General features: G+C 35.6%; 24 protein-coding genes. 14 read left to right on the top strand and 10 right to left on the bottom strand.

The annotated features are described in order from the left end of the window. Window positions 1-3: 3 nt before the first annotated feature. Genes BT151_RS01840 through BT151_RS01820 form a run of 5 tightly spaced genes read right to left on the bottom strand, consistent with a single transcriptional unit; the run spans window position 4 to window position 6,293 of the window. Complete coding sequence (locus tag BT151_RS01840) at window positions 4-1,818, bottom strand: hypothetical protein (protein ID WP_072400044.1); 1,815 nt, start codon at window positions 1,816-1,818, stop codon at window positions 4-6. Further along, window positions 1,818-2,720, bottom strand: coding sequence for a hypothetical protein (locus tag BT151_RS01835; protein WP_072400042.1), 903 nt, complete (start codon window positions 2,718-2,720; stop codon window positions 1,818-1,820). The genes BT151_RS01840 and BT151_RS01835 overlap by 1 nt, the downstream gene beginning before the upstream one ends. Next, on the bottom strand, window positions 2,717-4,312 hold the full coding sequence (locus BT151_RS01830) for an AAA family ATPase (RefSeq protein WP_072400040.1): 1,596 nt from the start codon (window positions 4,310-4,312) through the stop codon (window positions 2,717-2,719). Before BT151_RS01830 ends, BT151_RS01835 begins: the two co-directional genes overlap by 4 nt. Then, window positions 4,309-6,099 (bottom strand): restriction endonuclease subunit S, encoded by a 1,791-nt coding sequence (locus BT151_RS01825; RefSeq protein ID WP_072400038.1) that lies wholly within the window; start codon window positions 6,097-6,099, stop codon window positions 4,309-4,311. The genes BT151_RS01830 and BT151_RS01825 overlap by 4 nt, the downstream gene beginning before the upstream one ends. Further along, a complete protein-coding gene (locus tag BT151_RS01820; protein ID WP_072400037.1) occupies window positions 6,096-6,293 on the bottom strand; it encodes a helix-turn-helix domain-containing protein in 198 nt (65 codons plus the stop codon). Before BT151_RS01820 ends, BT151_RS01825 begins: the two co-directional genes overlap by 4 nt. A 992-nt stretch (window positions 6,294-7,285) precedes the next feature. Here BT151_RS01820 and BT151_RS01815 point away from each other — a divergent pair. The 3 genes from BT151_RS01815 (at window position 7,286) to BT151_RS01805 (ending at window position 9,130) form a co-directional block, all read left to right on the top strand. Continuing rightward, window positions 7,286-7,498: a hypothetical protein gene (locus BT151_RS01815; protein ID WP_072400035.1), complete on the top strand. Its 213-nt coding sequence runs from the start codon at window positions 7,286-7,288 to the stop codon at window positions 7,496-7,498. Window positions 7,499-7,845: 347 nt separating this feature from the next. Continuing rightward, on the top strand, window positions 7,846-8,850 hold the full coding sequence (locus tag BT151_RS01810) for an exodeoxyribonuclease VII large subunit (RefSeq protein ID WP_072400033.1): 1,005 nt from the start codon (window positions 7,846-7,848) through the stop codon (window positions 8,848-8,850). An 85-nt stretch (window positions 8,851-8,935) separates the two neighbouring features. Continuing rightward, a complete protein-coding gene (locus tag BT151_RS01805) occupies window positions 8,936-9,130 on the top strand; it encodes a hypothetical protein (RefSeq protein ID WP_143144237.1) in 195 nt (64 codons plus the stop codon). Window positions 9,131-9,144: 14 nt separating this feature from the next. Here the strand turns inward: BT151_RS01805 and BT151_RS01800 are convergent, their stop codons facing one another. After that, complete coding sequence (locus BT151_RS01800; RefSeq protein WP_072400030.1) at window positions 9,145-9,393, bottom strand: helix-turn-helix domain-containing protein; 249 nt, start codon at window positions 9,391-9,393, stop codon at window positions 9,145-9,147. An 802-nt stretch (window positions 9,394-10,195) separates the two neighbouring features. On the opposite strand from BT151_RS01800, the gene BT151_RS01795 reads away from it, so the two are divergent. From BT151_RS01795 to BT151_RS18725, 4 genes are read left to right on the top strand one after another with little or no spacing between them, the layout of a single operon-like run. Beyond that, complete coding sequence (locus BT151_RS01795) at window positions 10,196-13,225, top strand: SusC/RagA family TonB-linked outer membrane protein (protein WP_072400028.1); 3,030 nt, start codon at window positions 10,196-10,198, stop codon at window positions 13,223-13,225. Between the two features lie 16 nt (window positions 13,226-13,241). Continuing rightward, the gene (locus BT151_RS01790) at window positions 13,242-14,672 is read left to right on the top strand and encodes a RagB/SusD family nutrient uptake outer membrane protein (RefSeq protein WP_072400961.1); all 1,431 of its coding nucleotides are present in this window, start codon (window positions 13,242-13,244) and stop codon (window positions 14,670-14,672) included. Between the two features lie 36 nt (window positions 14,673-14,708). Beyond that, the gene (locus BT151_RS01785; RefSeq protein ID WP_084647839.1) at window positions 14,709-15,212 is read left to right on the top strand and encodes a protein-disulfide reductase DsbD domain-containing protein; all 504 of its coding nucleotides are present in this window, start codon (window positions 14,709-14,711) and stop codon (window positions 15,210-15,212) included. Next, the gene (locus BT151_RS18725) at window positions 15,209-16,546 is read left to right on the top strand and encodes a TlpA family protein disulfide reductase (RefSeq protein ID WP_072400024.1); all 1,338 of its coding nucleotides are present in this window, start codon (window positions 15,209-15,211) and stop codon (window positions 16,544-16,546) included. Before BT151_RS01785 ends, BT151_RS18725 begins: the two co-directional genes overlap by 4 nt. An 86-nt stretch (window positions 16,547-16,632) precedes the next feature. Here the strand turns inward: BT151_RS18725 and BT151_RS01775 are convergent, their stop codons facing one another. The 4 genes from BT151_RS01775 to BT151_RS01760 all read right to left on the bottom strand — a co-directional run bounded on the left by BT151_RS01775 (window position 16,633) and on the right by BT151_RS01760 (window position 18,925). Continuing rightward, on the bottom strand, window positions 16,633-16,875 hold the full coding sequence (locus BT151_RS01775; protein WP_072400022.1) for a DUF6520 family protein: 243 nt from the start codon (window positions 16,873-16,875) through the stop codon (window positions 16,633-16,635). A gap of 63 nt (window positions 16,876-16,938) precedes the next feature. Then, window positions 16,939-17,391, bottom strand: a complete 453-nt coding sequence (locus tag BT151_RS01770) for a MauE/DoxX family redox-associated membrane protein (protein WP_072400020.1) — start codon at window positions 17,389-17,391, stop codon at window positions 16,939-16,941. A 106-nt stretch (window positions 17,392-17,497) separates the two neighbouring features. Continuing rightward, window positions 17,498-18,478: a helix-turn-helix domain-containing protein gene (locus BT151_RS01765; protein ID WP_084647837.1), complete on the bottom strand. Its 981-nt coding sequence runs from the start codon at window positions 18,476-18,478 to the stop codon at window positions 17,498-17,500. 69 nt (window positions 18,479-18,547) lie between these two features. Further along, window positions 18,548-18,925 (bottom strand): DUF7793 family protein, encoded by a 378-nt coding sequence (locus BT151_RS01760; RefSeq protein WP_072400016.1) that lies wholly within the window; start codon window positions 18,923-18,925, stop codon window positions 18,548-18,550. A gap of 204 nt (window positions 18,926-19,129) precedes the next feature. Here BT151_RS01760 and BT151_RS01755 point away from each other — a divergent pair, with 204 nt between their 5' ends. From BT151_RS01755 to BT151_RS01725, 7 genes are all read left to right on the top strand, one after another. Next, window positions 19,130-21,526, top strand: a complete 2,397-nt coding sequence (locus tag BT151_RS01755; RefSeq protein WP_072400015.1) for an aminotransferase class I/II-fold pyridoxal phosphate-dependent enzyme — start codon at window positions 19,130-19,132, stop codon at window positions 21,524-21,526. An 81-nt stretch (window positions 21,527-21,607) separates the two neighbouring features. Next, on the top strand, window positions 21,608-22,399 hold the full coding sequence (locus BT151_RS01750) for an RteC domain-containing protein (RefSeq protein WP_245794685.1): 792 nt from the start codon (window positions 21,608-21,610) through the stop codon (window positions 22,397-22,399). Window positions 22,400-22,672: 273 nt separating this feature from the next. Then, on the top strand, window positions 22,673-22,951 hold the full coding sequence (locus tag BT151_RS01745; protein WP_072400011.1) for a helix-turn-helix domain-containing protein: 279 nt from the start codon (window positions 22,673-22,675) through the stop codon (window positions 22,949-22,951). A gap of 99 nt (window positions 22,952-23,050) precedes the next feature. Continuing rightward, window positions 23,051-23,497: a hypothetical protein gene (locus tag BT151_RS01740; RefSeq protein WP_317041221.1), complete on the top strand. Its 447-nt coding sequence runs from the start codon at window positions 23,051-23,053 to the stop codon at window positions 23,495-23,497. Beyond that, entirely contained in the window at window positions 23,494-24,156 is a 663-nt protein-coding gene (locus BT151_RS01735) for a P-loop NTPase family protein (RefSeq protein ID WP_072400007.1), read from the top strand. The genes BT151_RS01740 and BT151_RS01735 overlap by 4 nt, the downstream gene beginning before the upstream one ends. A gap of 79 nt (window positions 24,157-24,235) precedes the next feature. After that, window positions 24,236-24,523, top strand: a complete 288-nt coding sequence (locus tag BT151_RS01730; protein ID WP_072400005.1) for a helix-turn-helix domain-containing protein — start codon at window positions 24,236-24,238, stop codon at window positions 24,521-24,523. A gap of 67 nt (window positions 24,524-24,590) precedes the next feature. Beyond that, a complete protein-coding gene (locus BT151_RS01725; RefSeq protein ID WP_317041220.1) occupies window positions 24,591-25,775 on the top strand; it encodes a type II toxin-antitoxin system HipA family toxin in 1,185 nt (394 codons plus the stop codon). The last annotated feature ends 104 nt before the right edge of the window (window positions 25,776-25,879 follow it).

The following is a 25,879-nucleotide window of genomic DNA, read 5'->3' as shown; positions in this document are numbered from 1 at the left end:
AAGTTATATTTTTAAAATTATTTCCTCTTGCTCAATATCAAAATGGATATAGGAAAAAGGAAGCTTAATAAAATTCTTTAGATGATTAAGATAGTTTTTAACTTCACCTGATGGTGCCACATGAGAAACCAAAACAATACATTCGGCTTCATTCAAATTGGGATATAGAGAATATTCCAACAACTGCCCAATTCCTTCTCTAATAGAAGTTCTCAAACTGTTGTAAGTCTTGATTTCATAGAATATATAGCCTGTATCGGTTTTTCGGGTCACATCAATACGTGAAGACCCATAAGCTGTACACTCCCTTTTCACAATTGCCTTACCATATTTGTTTTGAAGGTATTTCAAGAATTTGGTTTGCAGAATATTATGTTTTAACTCGAGTTCAATCTCTCTCTTTCTCGCCGTTCTTTTACTTTTTGTACCAAGGTCTGCTTCTTCACTGCCAGAGTCTTCGAATGAAAATCCAATTTTTACACTATCCTTAATTTTTTCATACAGATCGGACGACATATCCATTAAAATGTATCGATTGGATGCAATTTCATTATCGTTCAATACAGGCATTAGCTCCGCTTGAATTTCATTGAGTTGTGAAGCTTTGAACTTCACATTGAACAACTGATCAGCACCTTCTTTAATCCATGTATCTAATTGACCAGAATCAAGATTGAGATTGTACAGATCAGCTTTCATTTCATCATACCAACCTTCTTTCTTGTAGAGTGCTAAAATCTTTTCTGATTCTTCTGGTAAAAGTACTTCAACATCTTTCAGATTGGTAACCCAAAAATTTTTGTTTGATTCCCCATCTCTGGAGTAAAGCGTAAGATCAAAGATCTGACCTTCATACTTTGAACGAAATTTATGGATGGGTTCTAAAAAACCATACTTATACCCATCAATCACTTTGTCTCCATCGAATAACCATTCTTCGTGACCAAAACCATGCTCATTTTCAAAACTCGGATTTCTTGATTTGCCTGTTAAACCAGATGGTTTTACCCAACCGTTCGTATTCCAGGTGATACGGGCAATTTTTGATTCTTTTAAAAGTAACCTTTTCAAGTGATTGTGATGTGGTAAATATTTCTGAAGGTAGGCTTTGCTTTCTTCAATGAGTCTATCCCAATTGTATTCATCCAATTGGTCAAATGGAATTTTAGGCCACTCCCAATTGATTCGGGTTTTGTATTCTTCAAGCAATTTGATTTTATAATCCGGAAGTGCTTTTGTAGTCTCAAAATAGCCATCCAACTTATACCCAATAAATTTTTCTGAACCATTGACCTCTACATTGAAGAAAACATCTTTATCCTCCCCACTATAAATTCTTGGCCAAAAATAGGGTTTTATACGGGCCACATGACCATTAAGCCAGTTGCCGTCTTGTCTAAGCTTGAATCCTTCTATCAAAATTTGCTCTGCCCAATATTTGGCTTTTGCAATAATAGGATAGAGCTTTTGACCGTAATATTGATGTTTGGGATTTGATGTTCTATAATCTGTATTGACGATTGAACTATAAAACTCCAATTCCTCTTTGGTGAGGAAATTATATCCACCCTCATAATACCGAAATTCAAAACCTAAGTCGTTTTCAACATATCCACGGTACAACTCATTGGATTGAAATTGCAATTTCTCTCCAGTAGCTAGTTCGTAAGCAGTTCTTACCAGATGTTTAAACGGATATTCATTGCCGTTTACAGCCACGTAATATTGGCTCCAAACAATTTCTTTAGGAATACCTTGGTCGTCAATGATGCCCGCAGCTTGCTCAATATGGGTTCTATTTAATACTTTGAATTTCATTAGAGCGTTCTTACTAAGTCTTTAAGCCATTCTCTATATCCATCCAATTCCGCATAAACCATCAAGCATGCTTTCGCAGTACTTGTAAAAGCTCTCTTCTCGGAATCAACAAGTTTCCTCAGTTCTTTATAACACTTTTTAACTGAACTCCTTCTATCAGCTGCGTTTTGAGAATTATCAATTGCTTCTTTAGCATCCATGATTTGATCCACACATTCATCCCAGACTATTTTACGGTCTTTGTTAAGCTGATCTAGTTCAAGGTGATAGTAAAAAATTGATTGATTCACACGATCGATTCCATCAGGATCTGTTGTGGCAGGTATTGGAATACCTTTATCAAAAGTGATTAGACAGACGTCATCTGGTTCAAGGGGATCCAATAAAATTGGAAATTCACAATTGCAATTCTCTTCATCATTGGCAATTCTCCCATTTACCAAATCTAGCGGAAAGTAATCACCTTTACCTTTGACATCATCACAATCTCCCAGTCTGTCTCTTCTTCTCTTGTTGGCTAAATCTCCAGACAATCTGTAATTAAACCAATCATATGCTAACCACCAGTACCCATTTGGTTTGTGTATGGTGGACTCACTTTTAGGGTCTGCATAATCAACTTTCTGTTTTGCACTGTTTTTAGGTCTAAAATGATCAACCTCTGGATCTCCATTACCAAAAGTAGCCTCTGAGTACCAACATTTATTATGTGAAAGACTCATCATAATCGGTTGTAGCTTATTCCAAACCGGATTTGTTCTTATATATGCTTTCCTTTGATCGACAGTCAAGTCTGTCATTGCATTCAATCGATTTTGCTTTATTTGATCCCAAGTTGAGCCATCTACATCAATAAAGTCAGCCACCGCTTGCCTAAACCTTGTCTTATCAATATGCCTCATTTCCCCTCCTTTTCCTCCTTTAGAATTTCATCTAATACTTCTTTGGCAATTCTGTCTAATTCTTCCGCTTCCTCTTTCGTGTACTTCCTATTGGCGAATTCTTTGTGATTACTTGTTAACTTCAGGTATTGATTATAGCGGCTATCCATAGTCTCGTCTCCAAAACCTATCCTATCAAAATATTTTTTAAGCCTTTCAAATTGGTTTCTTTCATCTTCGTCAAGTTCGCCTTGTGAGATTTTTGCTTGAAGAAATCGTTTTTGATTGAGAAGGTCTTCTAGTTTTTTACTCATTAATGAAGGAATGCCGAACAATTCACTGGTCAGAATTTTTGACACACTCATTTCTCTTGGACTCATATAAGGATTGAAAGCTACCGTTTTCCCATCTTTATCTTTTTTGAAAATTTGAACCTGATTTTTCTTCAGATTTCCAATTACCAACGGGTCATGCGAACAGAAAATAATCTGCGTATTTTCCTTTCTCTTTACCACTCTTTCCAGGTAATCCAAGAACTTCCATTTCCACATGGGATTCAAATGAGTATCGGGCTCATCAAGAAGAATTAATGATTCTTCATCTTTGGTGAATTTCAATAGACCCAAAACGGTAAGGAGCTGTTTTTCACCTTCGCTAAGTTCTGACATAGCCAACTCACCATCTACATTTTCCTTTTTAACCTTGATTTTAACATCATAAAGCATATCAGAAATGTGAATACTCTCTAAAGCATTAAATAGCTCAATTTTATTATTGTATTTTAAATCAACTAAATCCTGAAAATCTTCTTTTTCCTTCAAAAAGAGATACAATCGGTTTTGTGTTTCAGACTTTTTATATGTTATATCCTCTTTTGCTTTATACTCAATAGGAGCATAAGAAAACCTTAGTAAATCATTAAGGAATCTGCTAACCAATCCGTCAGAACCCCACATATTTGATGCTCCTCGATTAAAGTCTTTACCTTTTGCCCAATCAGGTTCTTTAAGCATAAAAAGAGCTGAACCAAAACCACTAATATTCAATTCATCCCTTAAGAACTTAATAGTCTCTTCTTCTTGATCCTTAAACATATAAAAGGCAATAAGAGCAAAATTGGCATGTATATTTTGAGCTAAGAAAATTCTTCGAATCTCGTCAAACTGCTCTCTCTTTGCATCAGGTTTAATAATCTTCTCATAGTAAATTTTCTGATGGGGCAAATACAAATTGGCAAGCCGGTCACTAATCCCTGAATAGTAAATAAAGACATGTTTAGGGAGATAGTGCTCTATGTTCTGAGTGACAGTGGTTGTTTCAGGAATCGAATTGACTATAAAACTGTATTTGCCATTTTCGAGAATGATTTCAATATTGTTATTTCTGCATTCATATTTGATGTAGTAATCAAAATCATGTTTTGCAATTTTCCGGTTGTGATTAAATATTAAGTCTAAATCCCTAAAAATAATAACCAAAGCTTCTAAGAAGTTGGATTTGCCAGTGGCATTGAGACCAAGTAAAACAGTTTCCCAGGCATTTTCATCTATATTAATCTGAAAATTCTCCAGGTTCTTGAACCGTGTTTTGATATGTACTTTGTCTATCCTCATTTTGCGAGACTTAACAATGATTCTGTGCCTTTTTTCACTTCCTTGATCTTTAACTGAATGTCTTTCAACTCTTTGTAAAAATCCTCAATATTATCCCTATGCTTGCTTTTTTGCCACACATCTTTGGCAAGCATGGGTTTGTCAGAAGTTTTGAGTACTTCTTCTATGCTCAGTTCTTTACTCATCTTCTTTGTGTTTTTAGGTTTTCTTTTCTTCTGTTTTTTCTGCTCTTCCAGGTACTTTTTCTTTTCTGCTTGTATCCGTTTGAGCAGTTTCGAAGCGGGCTCATCCTTGGGATCTTGAAGCACTAATTTACCTTCAAAGGCTTTCTTTAAAATGGATTGGCGAAGGGCTTCTGATTTTTGAAGGCCAGATTCGATAGTTTTTTCTAAGTTGTCAATGATTGAAAATTGAGATTCAATCGATGATATTATTTCCTCCTGTTCCTCAAAAGAACACAAGGTTATAGGTGATTCACGCATATTTTCCAAGCTTAAGACAGGTCTACCAATTCCATAGACTAATCCACTAATCATTTTTCCACCATAAACATCTGACTGGAAGTATAGATGTAAAAATGGGGATACTCTAGTATTGATAGGCTTCATTAAAGCAACTGATTGGCTTACATATGATTCCATTATATCATCTTTTATATATGCAACCTTGCCAACATTTGCCCCCGTAATTGTCATTAACAAGTCCCCTTTTTGAACCAAACTTCTTTTTCCTTCTACATTTTCAGGAAGATTAACAAAAGCAGCATTTTCAATTTTAAGTTTGTTTGTCTTAATGTCTTGAGTTCTTATAAAATAAGCGCCAGAATTAGCGTAATATTTTTTCCAGTCTCTAGATCCACTAGTTACGTAATACAATAAATCATTATTTCTAATCCATTTCCAATTCCTTGGTATTGATGGTAACTGATCCAATATTTCTTTACTTATAGATGGAAAATCAACAGGTTTGATTGGCTTTCTCGGCTTCTTCTCTTGCTTGCCTTCCCTCTCCCAGACTTTTACCTCTACTTTCCATTCTTTGACTTCTTGTTCGTAGCGTTGATGACGTTCTTCCTTGATGCGCTCAAGTAGTTTTTCTGCGGGTTCGGGATTGTTTTCCTTGCGCCATTGTTCGGTGAGTTTGCCCTCAAAGGCATATTTCAGCAAAGCCTGTCGATAGACTTTCAGTTGGCTTTGTGCCAATTTAAGATTATCCACACCATTGTCTAATTCACTGAATAATTCTTCAATAAACTCTACAATACGAAGTTGCTCCTTTATAGGAGCCAGATTTACTATTAAGTCGCGAACAATACTCAACTTAATTCTTGGCCTTGTAGTACCTTTAGTGAATTTATCGAATTGTTTGATTAGATAACTTGAATTAAGCTGATATAATAAGAACTTGTCGTTGAGATGTTTGTTATCTATTCTTGCTCTAATTAAGTCGGCAACAATAATCCCTGTTTCATATTTCTTGGGAACGAAACAAGCCTTTCCTACCGGGTCTCCAAGTTTAGTTATGATAATATCACCACTTTTAAAGCTATGCCTTGAAAGAAAATCAGCCTTTTCTTCAGAAACATAATTGATATTTTTATCAATAAACCTATTTCTGTCAATATTCTGTATTCGAATAACTGGTATCCCTTCATCTTGATACTCGCTTGCCTTTAAGTTAGAGCCGAAAGGTCCATCTACAATATTGTTTTTAGGATCCAAAAATAAATCTGATAATGGCACCTGAAACCAACTGCTTGGAAATTCTGTTTCTGTATTTTGGCTCATTTATTCTTACTACTAACAATTAAGGCTTTTACATCAATTTCAAGGATTCTAGCAATGTCATTCAAAATCTCCAATCTTGGTTGTTGCCTATTTTGAACATAACCATTCATCATGTTGTAACTCTTTCTCAGTTTTTCGGCCAGCCAAGTTTGCTTAATCCCTTTATCTTCAAGTGCTTCCTTTATTCGGTTCATTTCCGCCTAAAATAATACGTCCAAGGTAATACTTAATTTTCAATTATCTTGTTTTTTAATACAAAAAACGTAGGAATTATCCTTATTTACACAGTATTTCGAAATTTTAACTCTTTTTGTATTTCACCTATGGAGAAAGCTTAAGAAAAACCAAATCAGCTAAAATGTTAAGATCTTTTTAGAATGAAATATAATAATTACATTTAATCAATTTGTTTTTTTAACGTAGATTTTGAAGAAATCAAAGTTTTCCCTATTATACAGTATATAATTTTAGTTTGATAAAAGGTTTATTTTAAATCATCTTGCATATGTGACCCTAATTATAGTTTTAATGAAAGTCAATTTAGCCCCTATAGATTCACAGATTTTAATAATATATTCAACATGTATTCTGTGTTTTTTACCTTTTATTTTCTGAACCGTACTTTCAAAAATATTATACTTAAATTCATAAGTGTTTTGAGATTTACCTTTTTTCAGCAAAGAATATAACTATTCTTTTGTGATATAGCCAGATATTTTATTATTGATCATAATCATTGTAAAAAAAGATAGGTATTAAAATAAATTATGATTAATCACATGATTAAACTCAATTTAATGCGTTGGATTTTTTTCTCTAAATCAAACAAATCTTAGAAGTAGTTTTCAACCTTATATTAATAGATTATTTTAAAATAAAAGAATCATTTAGTTTATTACTGTATTTACTTTTTACAAATTTAAAAAATTGCGATAATTTGATGCCTTGGTTGAAGTAAATAGTTGTTAGGGTAGATAGAGTAATATTATATCCGTTTTTTTTCATGGTCATTTCAATTATATGGTAGTTAACAACATATAATTGGCTATATTCCCTTTATGATTTCCGTCAAATAACCATTCTTCATAAATAAAGTCACAAACATATTTGTTTGAAAGTTAAGCTTTTTGATTTTTTGAATAAAACAACTACCTTTAAACTAATAAAACCTTAATAATCATGAATTATGGATTGGATTGATAAAATAATTTATAATACCTTAATTACATATAACTCTGTGAGAGTTAATTTCATTAACGGAAATTATAAGCTTGGTTTTTTTGAAGCCAATAAAAATTTTGATCAACTTAAGTCTGATGGAAAATTAAGATTTATTGAAAATTCTGGAGAATCAGTAATTTTAGAAGTTAAAGATATTGTTGAGGTTGTCATTTTGTAAAATAACAAATTCTAAATAGCTTTAAGCCGGGAGAACTACATAATAGTTTCTCTTGTTTTAGTTTTCTTTATCTTTTTTGAAATCAAAATCAAACAATTCTTTTGGGTTTATTTCAAGATCTTTTGAAAGTTCCAACACAGTAGATAAGGAAAATTTTGATTTTACCCTTTTCAATTTTATTGAGGTTACTTTAATCAATATCACAGCGTTGCGCAAGTTTTCTAAAGCTTAGAAAATCAATTTTTCCGCTTAGAGTATGTTTCATTTAATACATGTTAGATTTGTTATTTGTGGACAGAAAGTTAATTTCTTGATAAAACTTTTTATATTTAAGCTTTGCAACAAAAATGCCAAATCAAACAGCCAATATAACTGTATCCATTCTTCAAACGCTATATGCAAAAAGTCTTTCGTCTACTTTAGATGGTTCATTATTAATACTAGAGGGCTTTTATTTTCATAAAAAAGGCAAACTTTATGGTAAGTATTATTATGATGATATCGTTAGTAAAGACAAGCAATATAAAATAACAGCTCAGTTTACTACAAGTTTAAAAGAAGAAATTACTGATGGAAAATATTATCAATTTGAGGGTTTTATAACCAAAGCTCAAAGTTTATCTAATGAATCTAAACTGAATATATTTTTTAGAGTAACTAAGATATTAAAGCATGAGAAAAACGTGCAAGCTATATCTAAAATTGAGTATGATATCATACAGGCAAGGTTTGAACGAGATTTTCCTCTAATCAATGATATACTTGCCTCTAAGCTTGAAAAAGGTTTAAGCCCGATTTTGGATGTTATTATTGGTGTTCAATCGACTTCTGAAGATGATTATATGGGTCAACTTACCGATTCAGATTATTTCAGAATAAGACACCACAAATGTAGTTTATCATCTGAAAAAGAAATATTAGAGTTTTTAAAAACCCACGATTTCGCAACTACAGATTTATTAATAGTGCTTAGAGGGGGAGGTAGTGGATTGGAAGTGTTTAATAATATAGAATTGTGTAAAAAAGTTTTAGAACTGCCCATTCCCTTTATTACTGGTATTGGGCATGATGCCGATAAAACCCTAATGGAAAAAATAGCAGATAGGGGGTTTTCTACACCAACTGCCGTTGGAACTTTTTTGCAAAACACGATTAATATTTATAAAGAAAGAAGCAGATTGGTTAAGACTAAGATTGAGGAATTGGAAACCTTTAAAAAGCAGACAGAGATGGAAAAACGATTGTTATTGGACCAAATAGTATTTCAGAAAAAGAATTTGTATAGCACCTGGTTAGTAATAGGAGTATTTATTTTAATTATTGGGTATTTGTTATATAAAATATTGAACTAACTGCAAGTTCATATACTGCCCTTTGATATTAAATGAATAATAAATGACTCTTAAAATATTTAATAATCTAAGCCATGATCAAAAAATGTTCACAGTGGTAGATCAGGGTGTCTTTTTGGATAATTACGTAACAGCCCATATAAGAATGAACCTTTACGCTGTAAACAAATTTTTTGTTGAAATGGTTTATGATTCAAACGTAAATAGAGTTGTAGAAGTAAGGAGTTTTAAATCTGGAATTCAGCTAGATAAATATACCGCTCATATTAATTTGGATTAAGTTTTTCTTAGCAATTAATTATTATGGCCCAATTTAAAATCAAAATCTAACAATTCTTTAGGATGTATTTCCAAACCTTTTGACAGTTCAACAAGAGTGGTTATTTGAATACTAATCAAACCTTTTTCAATTTTACTTATTTGACTATGATCTACATCACATAACTGGGCTAATTCTCTGTAACTAAATCCCCTTTCTTTTCTTATCTTTTTTAAATTGCTACCAAAAGCTTTTAGCATTTGTTTTTTTGCTTCTTCCTCCATTATTTCTTCAGATTAATGGTAATATCCAAGAATTGGAAATAAATAATGTAGTGTTATGATACTACATATGAAATATTTGCTTATATTAGCAACAGAATTAATACATTTGCGATTCTTCAAATAAAATATTGAAGCATTCGCTTTGAATCTCGCCATTGAAAACTGGTAATTTTTGCAACGAGATGATAAGTAAGATGCTCACGTCCTAGGGCGTGGGCTCACTTATTGTTGCACGGTATACCAGTACCTCAATGGCAATATGGTGGGTTCCATGCCTTTTTTATGTTTAAAGGTTACTGCTCTCTAGGTTCTTTGCGTTGTTTTTTTATCATAACGATTCGCATAACATAAATAATTATGCAGAACCTGTTTTATAAACCAAAGCACAAACTTCACTTATGGCTTCTCATAAGGCTAGAGGTTAGCGTTTTTGATATTCTGTTTAAAAAGAAACCTAAAAATCCAATATAAGTACTTGCCATTTGTGGGATTGACGTTATACACCATTACGGAACACGCAACCTTTTTTATCCCATAACACCCTTTTCAATTTTAATGATTTCCGAAAAAAAGCACAGGATAATCCTGTTGTTTGAGTCTTCCTGATCCACTGGCTGGCTTAAGGTATTTATCCTATTGTTTAATGGGGTCAGGGATAGCTCATCTTTAATTGTAATCCAATAACATAAAATATAGATGCCTATGATATTATAAAACAAATAAAATAACCTCCCACAAAACTTTTGCAGGGTCTGTAGGAGGTATTGATTTAACAAGATTAGTTAACCTCTAACTCAAAATTATGAAAAATAATTCAAAATGTACACTATGGTGTATCTTATATCTTATGGCATGCTCCTTCACGGTAGATGCTTTACCAAAGATTGTCTCAAAACTTGGTATTCAACAGAAAACTATTCAAGGTGTCATTGTTGACACCAATGGCATCCCTATGGCTGGTGTCAGTATTATTGTTAAAGGGACCCAAACAGGTCGGGTATCTGACTTTAATGGCACTTATACCATTCCCGTAAATGCCTCTGATGTTTTGGTATTTTCCTTTGTGGGTTTTAAGACATTGGAATTGCCTGTTGCGGGACGAACCCAATGGAACATACAAATGGAAGACGATATTACCGCCTTAAATACAGTAGAAATCAATGCAGGGTATTATAAAGTTAAGGATAAGGAGCGTACCGGAAATATTGGAAGGATCTCCTCCAAAACCATCGAAAAACAACCTGCTAACAATCCTTTAGCTGCTATGCAAGGTCATTTGGCTGGTGTGAACATTGTGCAGAACACCGGGGTGCCTGGTGGTGGGTTTAATATAGATATTCGAGGGCAGAATTTTATAAATGGTAATACGGAGCCTTTATATATCATTGATGGTGTGCCCTATGGTTCACAATCTTTAGAGAGCAATGCGGTGTCATCTACTATTAACGCTGGCAATGTCAGTCCTTTAAATGCTATAAATCCAAACGATATAGAAAGTATTGAAGTGCTAAAGGATGCCGATGCTACAGCCATATATGGTTCTAGGGCTGCTAATGGAGTGGTGCTTATTACCACAAAAAAGGGTAAGATCGGTCAAACCAAAGTGAGTGTAAATTTTACGACCACACTGGGACAAGTATCAAACTTTTTGGACCTCATGTCCACCTCGCAATATTTGGAGGTGCGCAGGGAAGGGGTTGAAAATGATGGTTTTGGTTTTCTTTTGGATGAACCATCATTTGATTTTTTCTGGCCTGATATAAAAACTTGGGATCCAAACCGTGACACCGATTGGCAAAAGATATTATTGGGAGGAACATCCTACCGTAATACTGTGCAAGTAAGCGTTTCTGGGGGCAGTGAAACTACACAGTTCTTAATGAGTGGTGGCTACCAAAAAGAAACCACCGTGTTTCCTGGTGAATCCCGATACAAAAAATGGACAACCCATAGCCAAATGAACCACCAGTCCAAAGACATGCGTTTTAAAATAAATGCCTCAACAAATTATACTTATGAGGATAATCTATTGCCCCAAAGGGATTTTACAAATTTAGCTTATTTATTGCCTCCCAATGCACCAAAACTTTATGATGACGAGGGAAACATTAATTGGGAAAATAATACTTGGAATAATCCATTGGCGGCTTTGGACGAGAAATACAAAGCAAAGACACACCTGTTCCTGACTAATGTTGGGGTATCCTATAATCTACTCAATAATTTGGAAATTAAAACCAATTTGGGGTATACGGTATACCGTTTGGAATCCTTAAAAACATTGCCCAGTTCGGCAAGAAGCCCCCGATTTGGGTTTACTCCTGAAAACTATTCGTCCATAAATACCAATATGGCTTCAAGGCAGTCATGGATTGTAGAGCCCCAACTGCAATGGAACCAACAATGGAAAGATGTTGACGTTAATGTTTTGGTGGGGACAACATTCCAAAGCCAAAGTTCTGGGCAAACGGTAATGAGGGCTACTGGTTTCCCAAGTGATGAGCTTTTGGAGAATCGTGCTGCTGCAAATACCAATGAAATTTTGCAGGATGAGGACAGCAAATACCATTACCATGCACTATTTGGGCGTGTTAATGTCAAGTATAAGGACCGCTATATCATTAATCTCACAGGTAGACGCGATGGATCGTCCCGTTTTGGTCCTGATAAGCAGTTTGGAAATTTTGGCGCACTTGGTTTAGCGTGGATATTTTCTGAAGAAGCATTGTTCAATAATAATGGCTTGATAAGCTTTGGTAAGCTACGTGGAAGTTATGGTATTACGGGAAGCGATAATATTGGTGATTATAGGTTTTTGGATACCTACAGTGTAACTGGAAATGATTATAACGGTATTGCTGTTTTACAGCCTACAGGGATATTCAATCCTCTGTTTGGGTGGGAATCCAATAGAAAACTGGAATTAGGGCTGGAACTTGGATTGTTTAGGGAAAAGGTCTTCATAAATACCTCATGGTATCAAAACCGTTCGTCCAATCAACTTATTGGGATACCATTGGCCGCTACAACTGGTTTTAACAGTTTGACAGGAAATTTTGATGCCACTGTTGAGAATACAGGATTGGAAATAGTTTTGAAAACACATCAGGTCAACGGTCAGAACTTTCAGTGGACTTCCTCTTTCAACATAACCATTCCCAAAAATAAATTAGTGGCATTTGATGGATTGGAAAGCTCAACATTTGCCAATCGTTATATTATAGGACAGCCCTTAACCATTAATCGCCTGTACCATGCGCTTGGTGTAGATCCCGATACTGGGCTTTATCAGTTTGAGGACTATAATGATGATGGTAATATCAGTAGCCTGGGGGATAAGCAATGGATAGAGGATTTTGCGCCCCAATTTTATGGAGGACTGGGCAATACCTTGACATATAAGGGTCTGACCTTAGATGTTTTTTTTCAGTTTAAAAAACAACGGGCATATAATAACATGGCTTCCATGGTAGCACCGGGATTCAGTGCCAACGGACCTGTAAGCCTCTTGGATCGCTGGCAAGAACCTGGGGATACCAACCCTGTAATGCGTGCCATTAGTGGTTTTGATCCTTCAGTGTTTGATGTCTTTGAATATCAAACGGAAAGTAGTGCGGCCGTATCGGATGCGTCATTCATACGGTTAAGAAATATTTCATTGACCTATAAGCTCCCAACCAGTTTGAGCTCTGGTCTGGATTTGAGTGTTTACATCCAAGGCCAAAACCTTTTGACAATTACAAATTTTGAGGGGCCTGATCCAGAACAACCTTCCTCGGCCATTTTGCCTCCATTAAGGCAAATAACCCTTGGCATTCAATGCCACTTTTAACTTAAAATTAAAGACCATGTTATATAAAAATGAAAAAAATTATCGAAAAAACTATTTGCAGTCCATTCTTTGGATTAGTAAAAACATACAATTAATAGGCCTTCTGTTTTTTATCTCTTCAATGAATTCCTGTAGTGATTTTGTTGAAGTTGATACTCCAAAAAATATTCTGGTGTCAGAAACCGTATTTGAAGATGCTTCAACAGTAACATCTGCCTTGGCTCAAATTTACTTTAGTATGCGAGAAGCTGGGATGGTTTCAGGGCACTTGGGGCTGTCCACTTATATGGGCATTTATAGTGATGAACTGGATTATTTTGCTTTTGATACAGCTGTGTTACAATTCAGCCAAAGTCAAGTCATTGCAACAAATCGTATTGTAAAAAGTTGGTGGCAAGAGGGCTACCAAATTATTTATGCGTCCAATGCCATTATTGAAGGTTTGGCTGTTAGTAATGCTTTGAGTGTCGAGGACAGGAATAATTTTATGGGACAAGCACTTTTTGTACGTGCCTATATGCACAGTTTATTGGTGCAAGTGTTTGGGGATGTTCCTTATATCACAACAACCAATTATTTGGAAAACAATGTGGTTGGGAGAAATTCAGAGGATGAAGTTTACCAAAACATCATTTCAGATTTAACCCATGCAGTTCAACTCATGGATGTTGCTGACCAAACTGGGGAGCGCGTCATTCCAAACCAGAATGTTGGTAAGGCACTTTTGGCACGTGTTTACCTCCAGACTGAACAGTGGGAATTAGCTGAAACTATCACTAATGAGGTCATGGATAGTTTTACATTGGAGGCTGATTTAAATAATGTTTTTTTGAAGAGCTCCCCAGAAACTATCTGGCAATTAATACCTGATGGGGTCAACAATAAAAACACCTATGAAGCCAACCAATTTATTATCAGAGGTATTCCTGGACAAACCTATGCATTGAGCCAAGGTTTATTGGATGCTTTCGAGACCGATGACCTGAGATTTACGAATTGGGTTGCCAATATAACAAGCAGTGATGGTCTTACAACCCTATACTATCCGAATAAGTACAAAGCGGATTTTAATGAAACGACATCCTTGGAATATGCTATTAGGTTCCGGTTGTCCGAACAATATTTGATTCGAGCGGAGGCCAAAACCCAATTAGGGGATTATTCAGGCGCCTTAGAGGATGTAAATATTATTAGAGCCCGTGCTGGTCTTGGAGCCCTTGTTTTTTCGGATTATGATGATTTACTGATGGCAATATATCACGAAAGACGAGTGGAATTATTTACGGAACAGGGACTTCGCTGGTTTGATATAAAGCGTTTGGAAAAGGCCACTGAAGTCCTGGGGCCATTAAAAATGGACTGGATGGAAACCAGGGTTTTATTGCCTATCCCAGAGGATGAAATATTGATCAATCCAAATCTAAAGCCCCAAAATTTAGGATACTAAACCAGATAGGCTAAATAAATCTTAAAATAAATTTTAATGAAGTCAATAATCGATATAAATATGATGAATAATAAGGTATGGATTTGGGTAGCTTGGTTCTCCTTGGTTTTTAGTATGGCACAGGCTCAAATTTTAAATCCTGCCAAGTGGCAATATAAGGTTTCTAAAGAACAGGTAAAGATAAATGAAACCGTTGAAATTGTCTTTCAGGTGATATTGGATGAAGGCTGGCATTTATATGGTAATATTCAAAACTACGATATGGGACCCATGCCGACCGAATTCAGTTTTGAAACACAGCCCAAATATAAAATTGTGGGAACTGTTAAGCCAGTGGGTGCCAAGAGTGAATTTGATACAGTGTTCGATGTCACGGTAAATTATTTTGAGGGTAAAGCAACGTTTTCCCAAACTGTAAAAATCCTTGATAGTAACCCAATCATTAAAGGTACCTATGAATATCAAGTGTGCCATATGACGCAAGGCAAATGTATTTTGCTCTCGGATGATTTTGAAATTAAAATAAAAACAACACCATGAAAATAAAAATGACAAAAGTAATTATAGTAGGCCTTATGATATTATGTACAATACCTAATATCATAGCACAAAACAGAACCATTGATATTGAGAACGAGGAAGAAAAGGCCTGGGTCCAATTGGATAGCATGAAAGCCTATCTCTGTGATTGGCCATTGCAATGTGCATGGTATGACAATGCCACATTTTTGGAACAAAGGCTATTTGAGGAAAGCGTTTTTACTAAGAGAGTACAATTGGCTGAAAACTTTATGGATAAATATCCAGATAGTGAGCATTATTTTGAAACCCTGACGTTCTATCTTTATTATTTATTTGAACCACGTTTTATTTCAAAGCAAATACCAGACAGTACTAAAGTTTTTTTGTCACAGGATGCGAAATCGGCAAAAGACAAGCGTGCTTTTAAATACAGTCAATTTAGAGCCATTCCCATAGACATTGAGGCACGGGTACAATGGCTAAAGAAAGGAAGGGGTCTAGTTTCTAAATTTTTGTTATCAAATGCCACACGGGAACAAAAACTCAAAATTGAAATATCGCTTTTGGGAAGGGACTTTAGACATGCCAGGTATCTTTATGAATTTCAAAATTTTCAAAAGAAGGATATGGAAAGCAGCTATTGGCAGGCGTTTAGTTGGTTCTATTGGGAGCCATTTCTTCTTAGGATGGAAAGCCTTTTGTTCAAATATTCCGATATTGAGGATATCAGTTCATATATTGAACAATTGGTCAATTTGATTTCCCGAAAATTATTGGCCCCTGAACTCACCAAGCTCTGTTGGAAGTATTTCTTTGACCTATCCCTAAATACGGAACACAAGCATGAAAAAGAAATTATGGCATTACATCAAATGGCTAAAGAAAACCTTAAGGCCTTGTATGACTTAGAGGCTTTTGATGATTCAAAACCATTGGAGATGACCTTCACTACCATGGACAGTAGTCACATAGATTTAAAAGATTTGAGAGGCAAGGTCGTACTATTGGATTTTTGGTCAACAGCCTGTGCACCCTGTATCATTGAAATGCCCTATGTTCAAAAGATGTATGAAAAATATGCTGATAAAGGGTTTGAGGTCATTGGGATTGCCGCAAACAGTGATTCAGATAGAGAGCATGTCCTGAATATAATTAATAAACAAAATGCCAAATGGCCACAATATTTGGATAAAGGCTCAAAGGTGAATGTAAGCTATCATTCGCTTTATAAAATTTCTTCATTACCGACGGTTTGGCTTTTGGATAAATCTGGTAGAATTGTTGATACCCATGCCCGTGGTGAACGTCTCGAACCCCTGATCAGAAAATATTTAGGCCTGGATAAGAATTAGTATTTTATGATACTATGTATTTGAGTTAGTCAAGAAAAGGTGTCCAAATTGGACACCTTTTCGAATTACATAAAAAAAGATAAATACTATTGATTGTTTTTATGCAGTGGCTCTGTTAAGTTTGGGTATTTGAACACTTGGTATGGACCATACATACAAAATGAGCCTGAGACATCATTACAATCTACCAAGACAGGTGTTGAACCATTGGTAGGGTGGTCGTAATAACCTGTTATGATGACGCGTTTTGCCTCTGTGGCAAATGATAAGCTGATGGCCAATAGAATGGCAAAAAGCGGTAATACGATTTTAAAAATTCTTGTTTTCATAATAAATGGTATTAAAATTAATGACCTACTCTTTTTTACAGGTTTTCAGTCTTTCCCCTGGCACTACGCAGTATATTTTTTGAGCTTATATGATTGTTGTTGGTTAGATAAAAGGATGCCAACAATGGCAAGTACGATGAATGAAAGATTAAAAATGAGATGTTCCCGCCATCCCAAAGATTCCAAAACACCACCACAGGAACAAGGAATGGACGAACTGAAATTCAAGATGTAAATGATGTATGCCGTGAACAAGGTCATTAAACCCAAACTGGCATATAATCCTATATTTATGGTTTTAGGAAACAGTAAAAAAACAGTAATTAGATATTCAATCAAGGGGATGGCATAAGCTAAGGTGTCCGCGTAATCCGAAATCAAGGGGGATTTGAAAAGGCGGGTTTCAAAAACCTCAAAAGCAAGCAGTTTACTGGTTGCCGTGTAAACAAAAAGAATAACATAGAGATAGATGATACTTTTTAACAGTATTTTATAGCCTGATTTTAAACCTTCCATAGCTTTTGATTTGATATGGTAAAGTTCCACAGTAAAATTTATTTGAACGGGATAAGGTTTTGCTTGCGGGGGATTTATTTATTTTTGGGTATAATCTTTAAAGGTTTTAATCTGTTTTTGATAGTTTTTTGCGCAATTCGCTGGGTGCATATCCAAAGCGTTTTTTAAAGGCCCTGGAAAAATGCGGCATGCTTTTAAAGCCTGTTTTATGGGCTATGGTCTTTAGGGCCTGGTCGGAATATTGAATCATCATTTTGGATTTTCTTAGGCGCTCATCCAATAAAAACTTAAAGACACTGGTGCCATATAATTCCCTAAAACCATATTTTAATTTAAATTCATTGGTGCCCAACTGCAGTGCAAATTCCTTTAGGGAAGGCAGGTCTTTTTCCAAGTTATTGAGAATGGTCTCATGTCCCTTTCTTATTTTACGGATATCATCAAAACTTAACTTGGGCTTTTGTTTGGTTTCTGCTTTTGGAAGTGTTTTGGTACTCAAGCTTTGGGTTTTTGACAATCCTTGAATATGCGTTTTTAATTCCTGATCCATCATTGTGTCATTTGAGGCGTGGTGAATCGCACTGACCAGTGTTTTCGTCTGTGCTTTATTTTTATCGGTAAAGGTTGTGATGTAACAAGCTTTTGGAATTGCCAGGCTCCCTTGGGTCTTAAATGTTAACATGGCACTGGAACTGAAGAAAATATTGTCTTTTTGCAATCGATAAATAGCCTCCCATGTCATTTTTGAGGGGTTGTCCAAAATGGACGTAATGGGTAGACCTATGAGTTCGGAATGTGATAAGGATAATATGTTACACGACTGTTGGGTGACCATATCAATATAACCTTTGTCATCCAGTATGAAACTCATTTGAATAATTTCTACCATGAGGTTGTTGGAATTGGCATAGCCTTGGTGCAGAAGTATACCCTGTATTTCCTCTGCCAACATGTTAAGTGATATGCTTATGGACTCCAAATTGTCATTTTTATCTGTGCGTTCCAGACGATAAAAGAAATTGCCGGAGGCCATTTCCAAAAGCATTTGGTGGATATTTTTAATTCGTTGTTTTTTTATAGAGCTCACTTCCAGTATTTAATTTAAAAGAATAGTGAGAGACATTATACGTTATAACAGGTAATTTTCAGGTTTGCTTTAACTTATATGGGTTTTTAAAAATATGATGGCTTCCTCGATCTTATCAAAGGACTGGGTGGGAACGATGGGATTACTGGTTCGGATGTAAAATTCGGATAACATCTTGGAAACTGGAGGTCTTACAATTACAGCAACCGCCTTTATTAAAGTTGAACCCTCAATGGCCAGATACGCCCGGGCAGGTTTATCTATTTCCTTTATGCCCCGAATATCAACTAAAACGGGTAAGTGCAAGCCTTCATGGATAAATAGTCGGTCCTCAACAATTTTTACAGCGGCCTTTAAATCAATACTGACTCCCTCATGATATGTAACATAAAGAATACCCTCTTGGTATTTATAAGAGGTATAATCATTTTCGAAATAATTCCGCATGGTAAAAAAGAAAACTGGTTTGACATTCTAAACTTACAAAATAAACAACAGAGTAAATCATGGTGGGTGCAATACGTGTAGTAATAAACTGCCTTTTTTTGCCTCCAAAGGATTATAAGTTGACTGTTAGGGAGTTTGGAATGGACTTGGCATCCAATATCCTACAAATTCAGCTAAATTAAATCACATTTAAAATCTATCGATATGGCTAAGATAAAGCACAATAATTTTTTGGATACTGTTAATGACGTTTTTACGGATGCCAAACAAGAAGGTGTCATGCACCTTTATGCTGAGGGCGATGATTTTTCAGGAAGAACCATAGGAATCAATAACAGAAAACTATTTCATTTTGGTACAACAGGCTACTTGGGGCTTGAACAGGATTCCAGATTAAAGGCAGCGGCCATTGAGGCCATCTCAAAATATGGTACCCAATTTCCCTTATCCAAATCCTATATTTCCAATCCCCTGTATAGGGAACTGGAGGAAACGGTAACAGCTATGTACCAAAATCCAATCATCATTACGAAAAACAGTACTTTGGGACATATGGGTGTTATCCCCAATGCCGTTAGCGACCAAGATGCCATCATACTGGACCACCAAGTACATTGGAGTGTCCAGAGCGCGGCCAAGGTACTCAAGAACAGAAGTGTTCCTATTGATATGATTCGGCATAATGATCTTAATATGCTTGAGGATAAAATAAAAAGGCTATCAGATAGGCATAAAAGAATTTGGTATATGGCAGACGGGATTTATTCCATGTACGGGGATTTTTCACCACTTCAAGATTTAAAAACACTTTGCCAAAAATATCCCCAGTTGTATCTGTACATTGATGATGTTCACGGGATGAGCTGGATTGGGAAAAATGGCACTGGGTATGCCCTGAGCGAACTGAAAACACTCACTGAAAACATACTTCTTTTTGGGACACTCAGTAAAACCTTTGGGGCAAGTGGTGCTGTTTTGGTATGCTCCAACAAGAAGATGTACCATGAAATTAAAACCTTTGGAGGCCCCTTGACCTTTTCAGCACAATTGGAACCTGCTTCGGTAGCAGCCGCAACGGCTTCTGCCAAGATCCATTTGACACCTGAAATATACACCCTTCAAAATGATCTGAGGGAGCGTGTGGACTATTTTAATGATTTGTTGAAAGAAACGGATTTACCACTTATTGACCATAATAATTCCCCTGTTTTTTTCATCGGAACGGGCATGCCTAAAACAGGCTATAATTTTGTAAGTAGGCTTATGAAAGAGGGGTTTTACGTTAACCTCGGGATATTTCCTGCCGTACCCGTAAAAAATACTGGAGTTCGAATCACCATTTCTAGGCATAATGAACGTGCCGAAATCAAGGAATTGGTAGCAGCAATGGTTCACCATTTTCCAAAATCCCTTGAGGATACCCAAACGAATTTACCACGGGTCCGTAAGGCATTCAAGTTGGAAGTAAAGACAAACCTTAAGGAAAGTTTACCGTCAGACCTTACAGTAACATTGGAAAATTCCATAATGAAAATTGATAAGGGGCTTTGGAACAAATGTCTTGGTAACCACGGGGTTTTTGATTGGGAGGGTTTAAGGTTTTTGGAAAAGGTATTTCAAGGTAATGAATTATTGGAACATAATTGGAAATTTAAATATTTGGTTATCCTTGATGATAAAAGCGAGCCAATATTGGCTACTTATTTTACAGTCGGGTTATGGAAGGATGATATGTTGGCAAAGGAAACGGCTTCCAAAGCTATTGAAGAAACCCGAAGAACAAATCCACATTACCTCACTTCCACGGTATTGGGTATGGGATCCCTTTTTACCGAAGGCAGACATCTGTATTTGCAAAGTAAACATCCTTTAAAACAACAGGCATTGGACGCTCTCATGCAGACCATGGAAATATTGGAACATCAAACGAAAGCCAAAATGATCGTACTCAGGGATTTTTTAATAAAGGATAAGCTCCATGATTATTTCCAGGGGCAGGGTTTTGTAAGGGTGCAAATGCCAAATACCTGTAAAATCGATTTGGGCTTTCAAGAGACCCTAGACAGTTATATAGCCAAATTATCCTCAAGAAATAGACGCCATTTGAGAAGGGAAATATTGGATGTAGAGTCCACATTGGATATTAGGTTTCTTAAATCCTGTGATAAATTGCAGCTTAATCGCATTCAGGAATTATACAACCAGGTCCACCAGAACAATTTGGGTTTGAATACCTTTTCATTTCCAGAAAAATTATTCCAAAGTATGTCAGACAGTCCCTATTGGGAATTTATAGTAGTAAACACGCTGGAAGTACCTGAAAAGATCATTGGGGTCATGTTATGTTACAAGAACCAAAATATAAGTTATGTACCATCATTCGTGGGATTGGATTACGATTACTTGGCTACTTACCATACCTACCGTCAATTGTTGTTTCAGACGATTAAAAGAGCCATAAATCTTAAGTTCATGCATATTGATTTAGGTATGACCGCTTCATTTGAGAAAAGAAAATTAGGGGCTAAAGTTGAGGAGGCCTTTGCCTATATACAAACCTCGGACAATTACACCTTAGAGTTAATGGGGGTTTTGGAATGAGAATGATTGGAATGAATTACGGTTTATATGTCTATAAAATACCAAGAATTGATAACTGAATTTGAGTCTAAATTGGAAACTTTGGAAGCCATTAATGAAGATATCCTTTATAAAGCAGAAACGGGAATTACCCAAAGTGAAAAATGTATTAAACATTTGAGAAAGCGGGTCGTTGAAAAAGGGTTTTTCTCCATTGAGGAGGAGATCAAGTTCTTTAAGCATATAAAGCCCCAAATATTCAGTAAACTCATTTACTATGTGAAATTATATCATATTGAAAGTAAAAGACCTAGAAGCAGTGCAAAATTTCAAGTAAAATACTTGAATGGACAAATTAATAAGTTACAGGTTTATTTTAATGATAACCTTGAGTTCTATCATTATTACAGGAGGGGATCAACAACTTTGGATGAGCAGTATTTTATAAGAGGTCAGTCTGATCTAAGGTCCCCAACAGAATCGTACCATGCCTTTATTGATGAAGAGTTCTCAACATGCCAAGACTGCACGGTGGCTACCATAATGGCATTTGATATGCTGATTGTTTATTTACAACAAGAGATTAAAAAATTAGAAAGTATTAACGATAACCCCAAATTAAATCCCATGAAGCAATCTACGAAGCTTTTCTGGACAGGAAACAAAACAGAATTAATTGAGCTGATATATGCACTGCATGATAGTGGTGCTATCAATAGTGGAACCGCGGACATTAAAGAAATGGCCTCCATGTTTGAGCAAATCTTTAATATCGACCTAGGAAATTATTACCATACATTTATCGAAATAAGGGCTAGAAAGTGCAGTAAAACAAAGTTCTTGGATAGATTGATTGAGGTATTGAACCAACGCTTTCAGAATGCCGATGAATGATCCCAATCTAGCCCCATCTTGGGTGGAAGGTTTAAAAGAGGCAAGCCATAAATTTTGGTTCCGTTTATTACTTTTTAAAATCTCACTTTCTTCAAGTATCGATCATTAAATGGAGAAATCAGAGAAATTAAAATCTCCCACCTCTAGGTGGACTATGGATATTATAAGAAATAAGTTCTTCAGATTTGTACAACGAAAGTCAAATCACTGTAAAGTCGTCATATTAATTAAGGGATTTATTGGCGGCTTTACTTTTTTTAAAAACGGAAACTTATGTCAGCAATTATTATCACTACAGAAGATCTTCGGGAATTCAAAATGGAATTGCTCGAAGACATCAAACAAGTTCTAAGCAATCAATCTGGTCAACCCTTTAAAAAATGGTTGAAATCACCAGAGGTTAGGGATTTATTAGGTATTTCCCCTGGGACACTGCAAAATTTGAGGATCAATGGAACACTGCCCTACACCAAAGTGGGCGGGGTATTATATTATGATTACCAGGAAATCATGCAAGTCCTGGAAAAGAATAAGGTTGATAACAGACTCTAAAGGGTTTTGGAAAACACCAATTATATTAAACATCTGAATACTTTTTTTGTCCTTATTTCCAAAGATTTCCGGTTAAATCCAACCCATATTAGTTTATATATGGCCTTGTTCTACTTATGGAACATTAACTTCTTTAGGAATGAGTTTTACATCAACAGGGATGATGTGATGAAACTATCTAAAATTGGTTCAAGAACAACCTACCATCGCTGCATAAAAGAGTTAAACCATTGGAGTTATTTGGAGTATTTGCCCTCACATAATGCATTTCATGGTAGTAAAATAAGGATGTTCAATTTTTGTACTAGCCATGGACAAGCCTTGGACTCTAGCCAGATCAAAATTTGTGCTAGCGATGGACAAGCACTGGTATCTATAAACAAACCTTTACAAACACTAACAAACCAAAAAAATATTAACAAACCCGAAATTTTAAAAAAATCTACGGTTCAAAATTCTAAAAAGAATAACATACCACAAGCGGTTGACCAATATCAGGACAACCTCAAGACCAATTCCGATAAAAACTATGATGAGCCGCTATGAAAAATTTAAGTCCACACATCATCATCGAAGGCAAGAAACAATATCAATTAGGGGAGCTTAAAGTCAATGAAATCATTTATGATTTCAGTAAGATCCTAACATATCTCAATAGCAAGGGTAAATTACTGTTTGGGGAGAAGTTTAATATCATAGAAGAAGATCGAGAAATTATTTTCAAATTATGTAATTATTTTATCAAGGACGAAGCCAATTGTAAGCGTTTTAATTTGGATACCAATAAAGGTATTCTATTGTCTGGTCCCGTTGGCTGTGGAAAAACAAGTTTGATGAAATTAATGAGGTATATCGTTCCACATATAAAGCCCTATAAAATGATTCCAGCAAGAAATATTGTTTTTGGATTTAACCATATAGGCTATAAAACCATTGAAGATTATGGGAACACCAATTACTTTTGTTTTGATGATCTGGGAGTAGAGCCTACGGGACGTCATTTTGGGAAGGATTGCAATGTCATGGGAGAAATCATACTGTCCAGATATGATTTGTTTTTGGAAAATGGCATAAAAACCCATGCTACAACAAACCTAAATGCCCAAGAACTGGAAGAACGTTATGGGAACCGTGTACGATCACGAATGCGTGAATTGTTTAATTTAATTGCTTTTGATAGTGCGGTTGAAGATAAGCGAAAATAATGAATAAAGTTGTGTAGAATTCAAAAATGTTGTTTATTATCAACAAAATGCATACATTTGTTTAAAATATTCAACAAAAATGAAATCTAAGAAAAATGTAATTTTCCCCAAGCATCAGAAAATTATGGAACGTTTAGGTGAAAACATCAAGCTCGCACGTAAACGGCGAAAACTTACAACAATACAAGTTTCAGAACGTGCCGGTATAGACAGAACTACCTTATATCAAATAGAAAAGGGGCATTCAAAAGTATCAATGGGCGCATATTTTAATGTATTACGTGTTTTGGGATTGCAAGACGATTTTTTGAAATTGGCATCTGATGACGAGTTTGGCAGAAAGTTACAGGATTTAGATCTATTATAACATGGCAAAAAGAAAACTGGAGATATTCGTTTATGCCCATTGGAAGGGTATGGAAGCACCACAATTGGTGGGCTCCCTTTCGGCACTTTATGCGAAAGGTAAAAAGGCATTTAGTTTCGAGTATGATAAGGATTGGATAAACTCTAAGGAGCAATTGCTCTTGGATCCAGATTTACAATTCTACACTGGGCCACAATACCCTAACAATAAAGAGAATTTCGGAATATTTTTAGATAGTATGCCTGATACATGGGGTAGAACTTTAATGAAGCGCAGAGCAGCTCAAGAGGCAAAGGAAAAAAATGAAAAAGCAAAAACCCTCTATGAGATAGATTATTTATTGGGCGTGTATGATGAGAGCCGTATGGGCGCATTGCGATTTAAAATAGATAGGAACGGGCCTTTTTTGGATAATAATAATCAAACACCAACACCCCCATGGTCATCGGTTAGGGAGTTGCAGGATGCCGCGAGAAATTTTGAAAATGATGAAGGTGCGGATGGAGTAAAAAAATGGTTGACAGTCTTGATGGCTCCAGGATCTTCTTTAGGGGGTGCTAGACCAAAAGCAAACATCCTTGATGAAAACAAAGATCTTTGGATAGCCAAGTTTCCTTCTAAAAACGATACCATAGATAAAGCGGCATGGGAATATGTTGCATATCAATTGGCAATAAAGGCTGGCATTCACATGGCGCCATCAAAGATTGAAAAAATTGCGGGAAACTTCAATACCTTTTTTACAAAACGATTTGATAGGGATAATGGCGAACGTGTTCATTTTGCTTCAGCCATGACCATGACAGGAAACAATGAAGAAACCATAAGGGACAGTCCAGCTAGCTATTTGGAATTGGCAGAATTTATTCAGAACCATGGTGCCATGGTCAATGATAATTTGCAGCAACTTTGGAGACGAATTGTATTCAATATAGCCATTTCAAATACCGACGACCATCTCCGTAACCATGGATTTATTTTAACATGTAAAGGGTGGGTATTATCTCCAGCGTATGATCTGAACCCATCTATTGATAAAGACGGGTTAGCCTTAAATATTGATATGGATAATAATACTTTGGATTATGATTTGGCAAAAAGTGTTGGTGAATATTTTAGATTGGACGGAAATCAAATGAACCAAATAGTAAAGGAAGTAATGGCAGTTGTTAAAGAATGGGAGGCATTTGCCAATAAATATGGCATTTCAAAAAGAGAACAACAAATTATGGGTAAGGCATTCCATGTTTAAAAAGGAGGGAGTTTTAAGGGACTATTGTTTTTCTGTTAACCAACGCCCAATTTCCTTAAGATTTGCAATTATGACCTCTCTTATACTTTTTACAATCTCAATCA

It is taken from the genome of Flaviramulus basaltis, from assembly GCF_900114265.1.
GTDB lineage: Bacteria > Bacteroidota > Bacteroidia > Flavobacteriales > Flavobacteriaceae > Flaviramulus > Flaviramulus basaltis.
The sequence above is the reverse complement of the archived record's forward strand: the minus strand, read 5'-3'. Positions and strand labels throughout refer to the sequence as shown.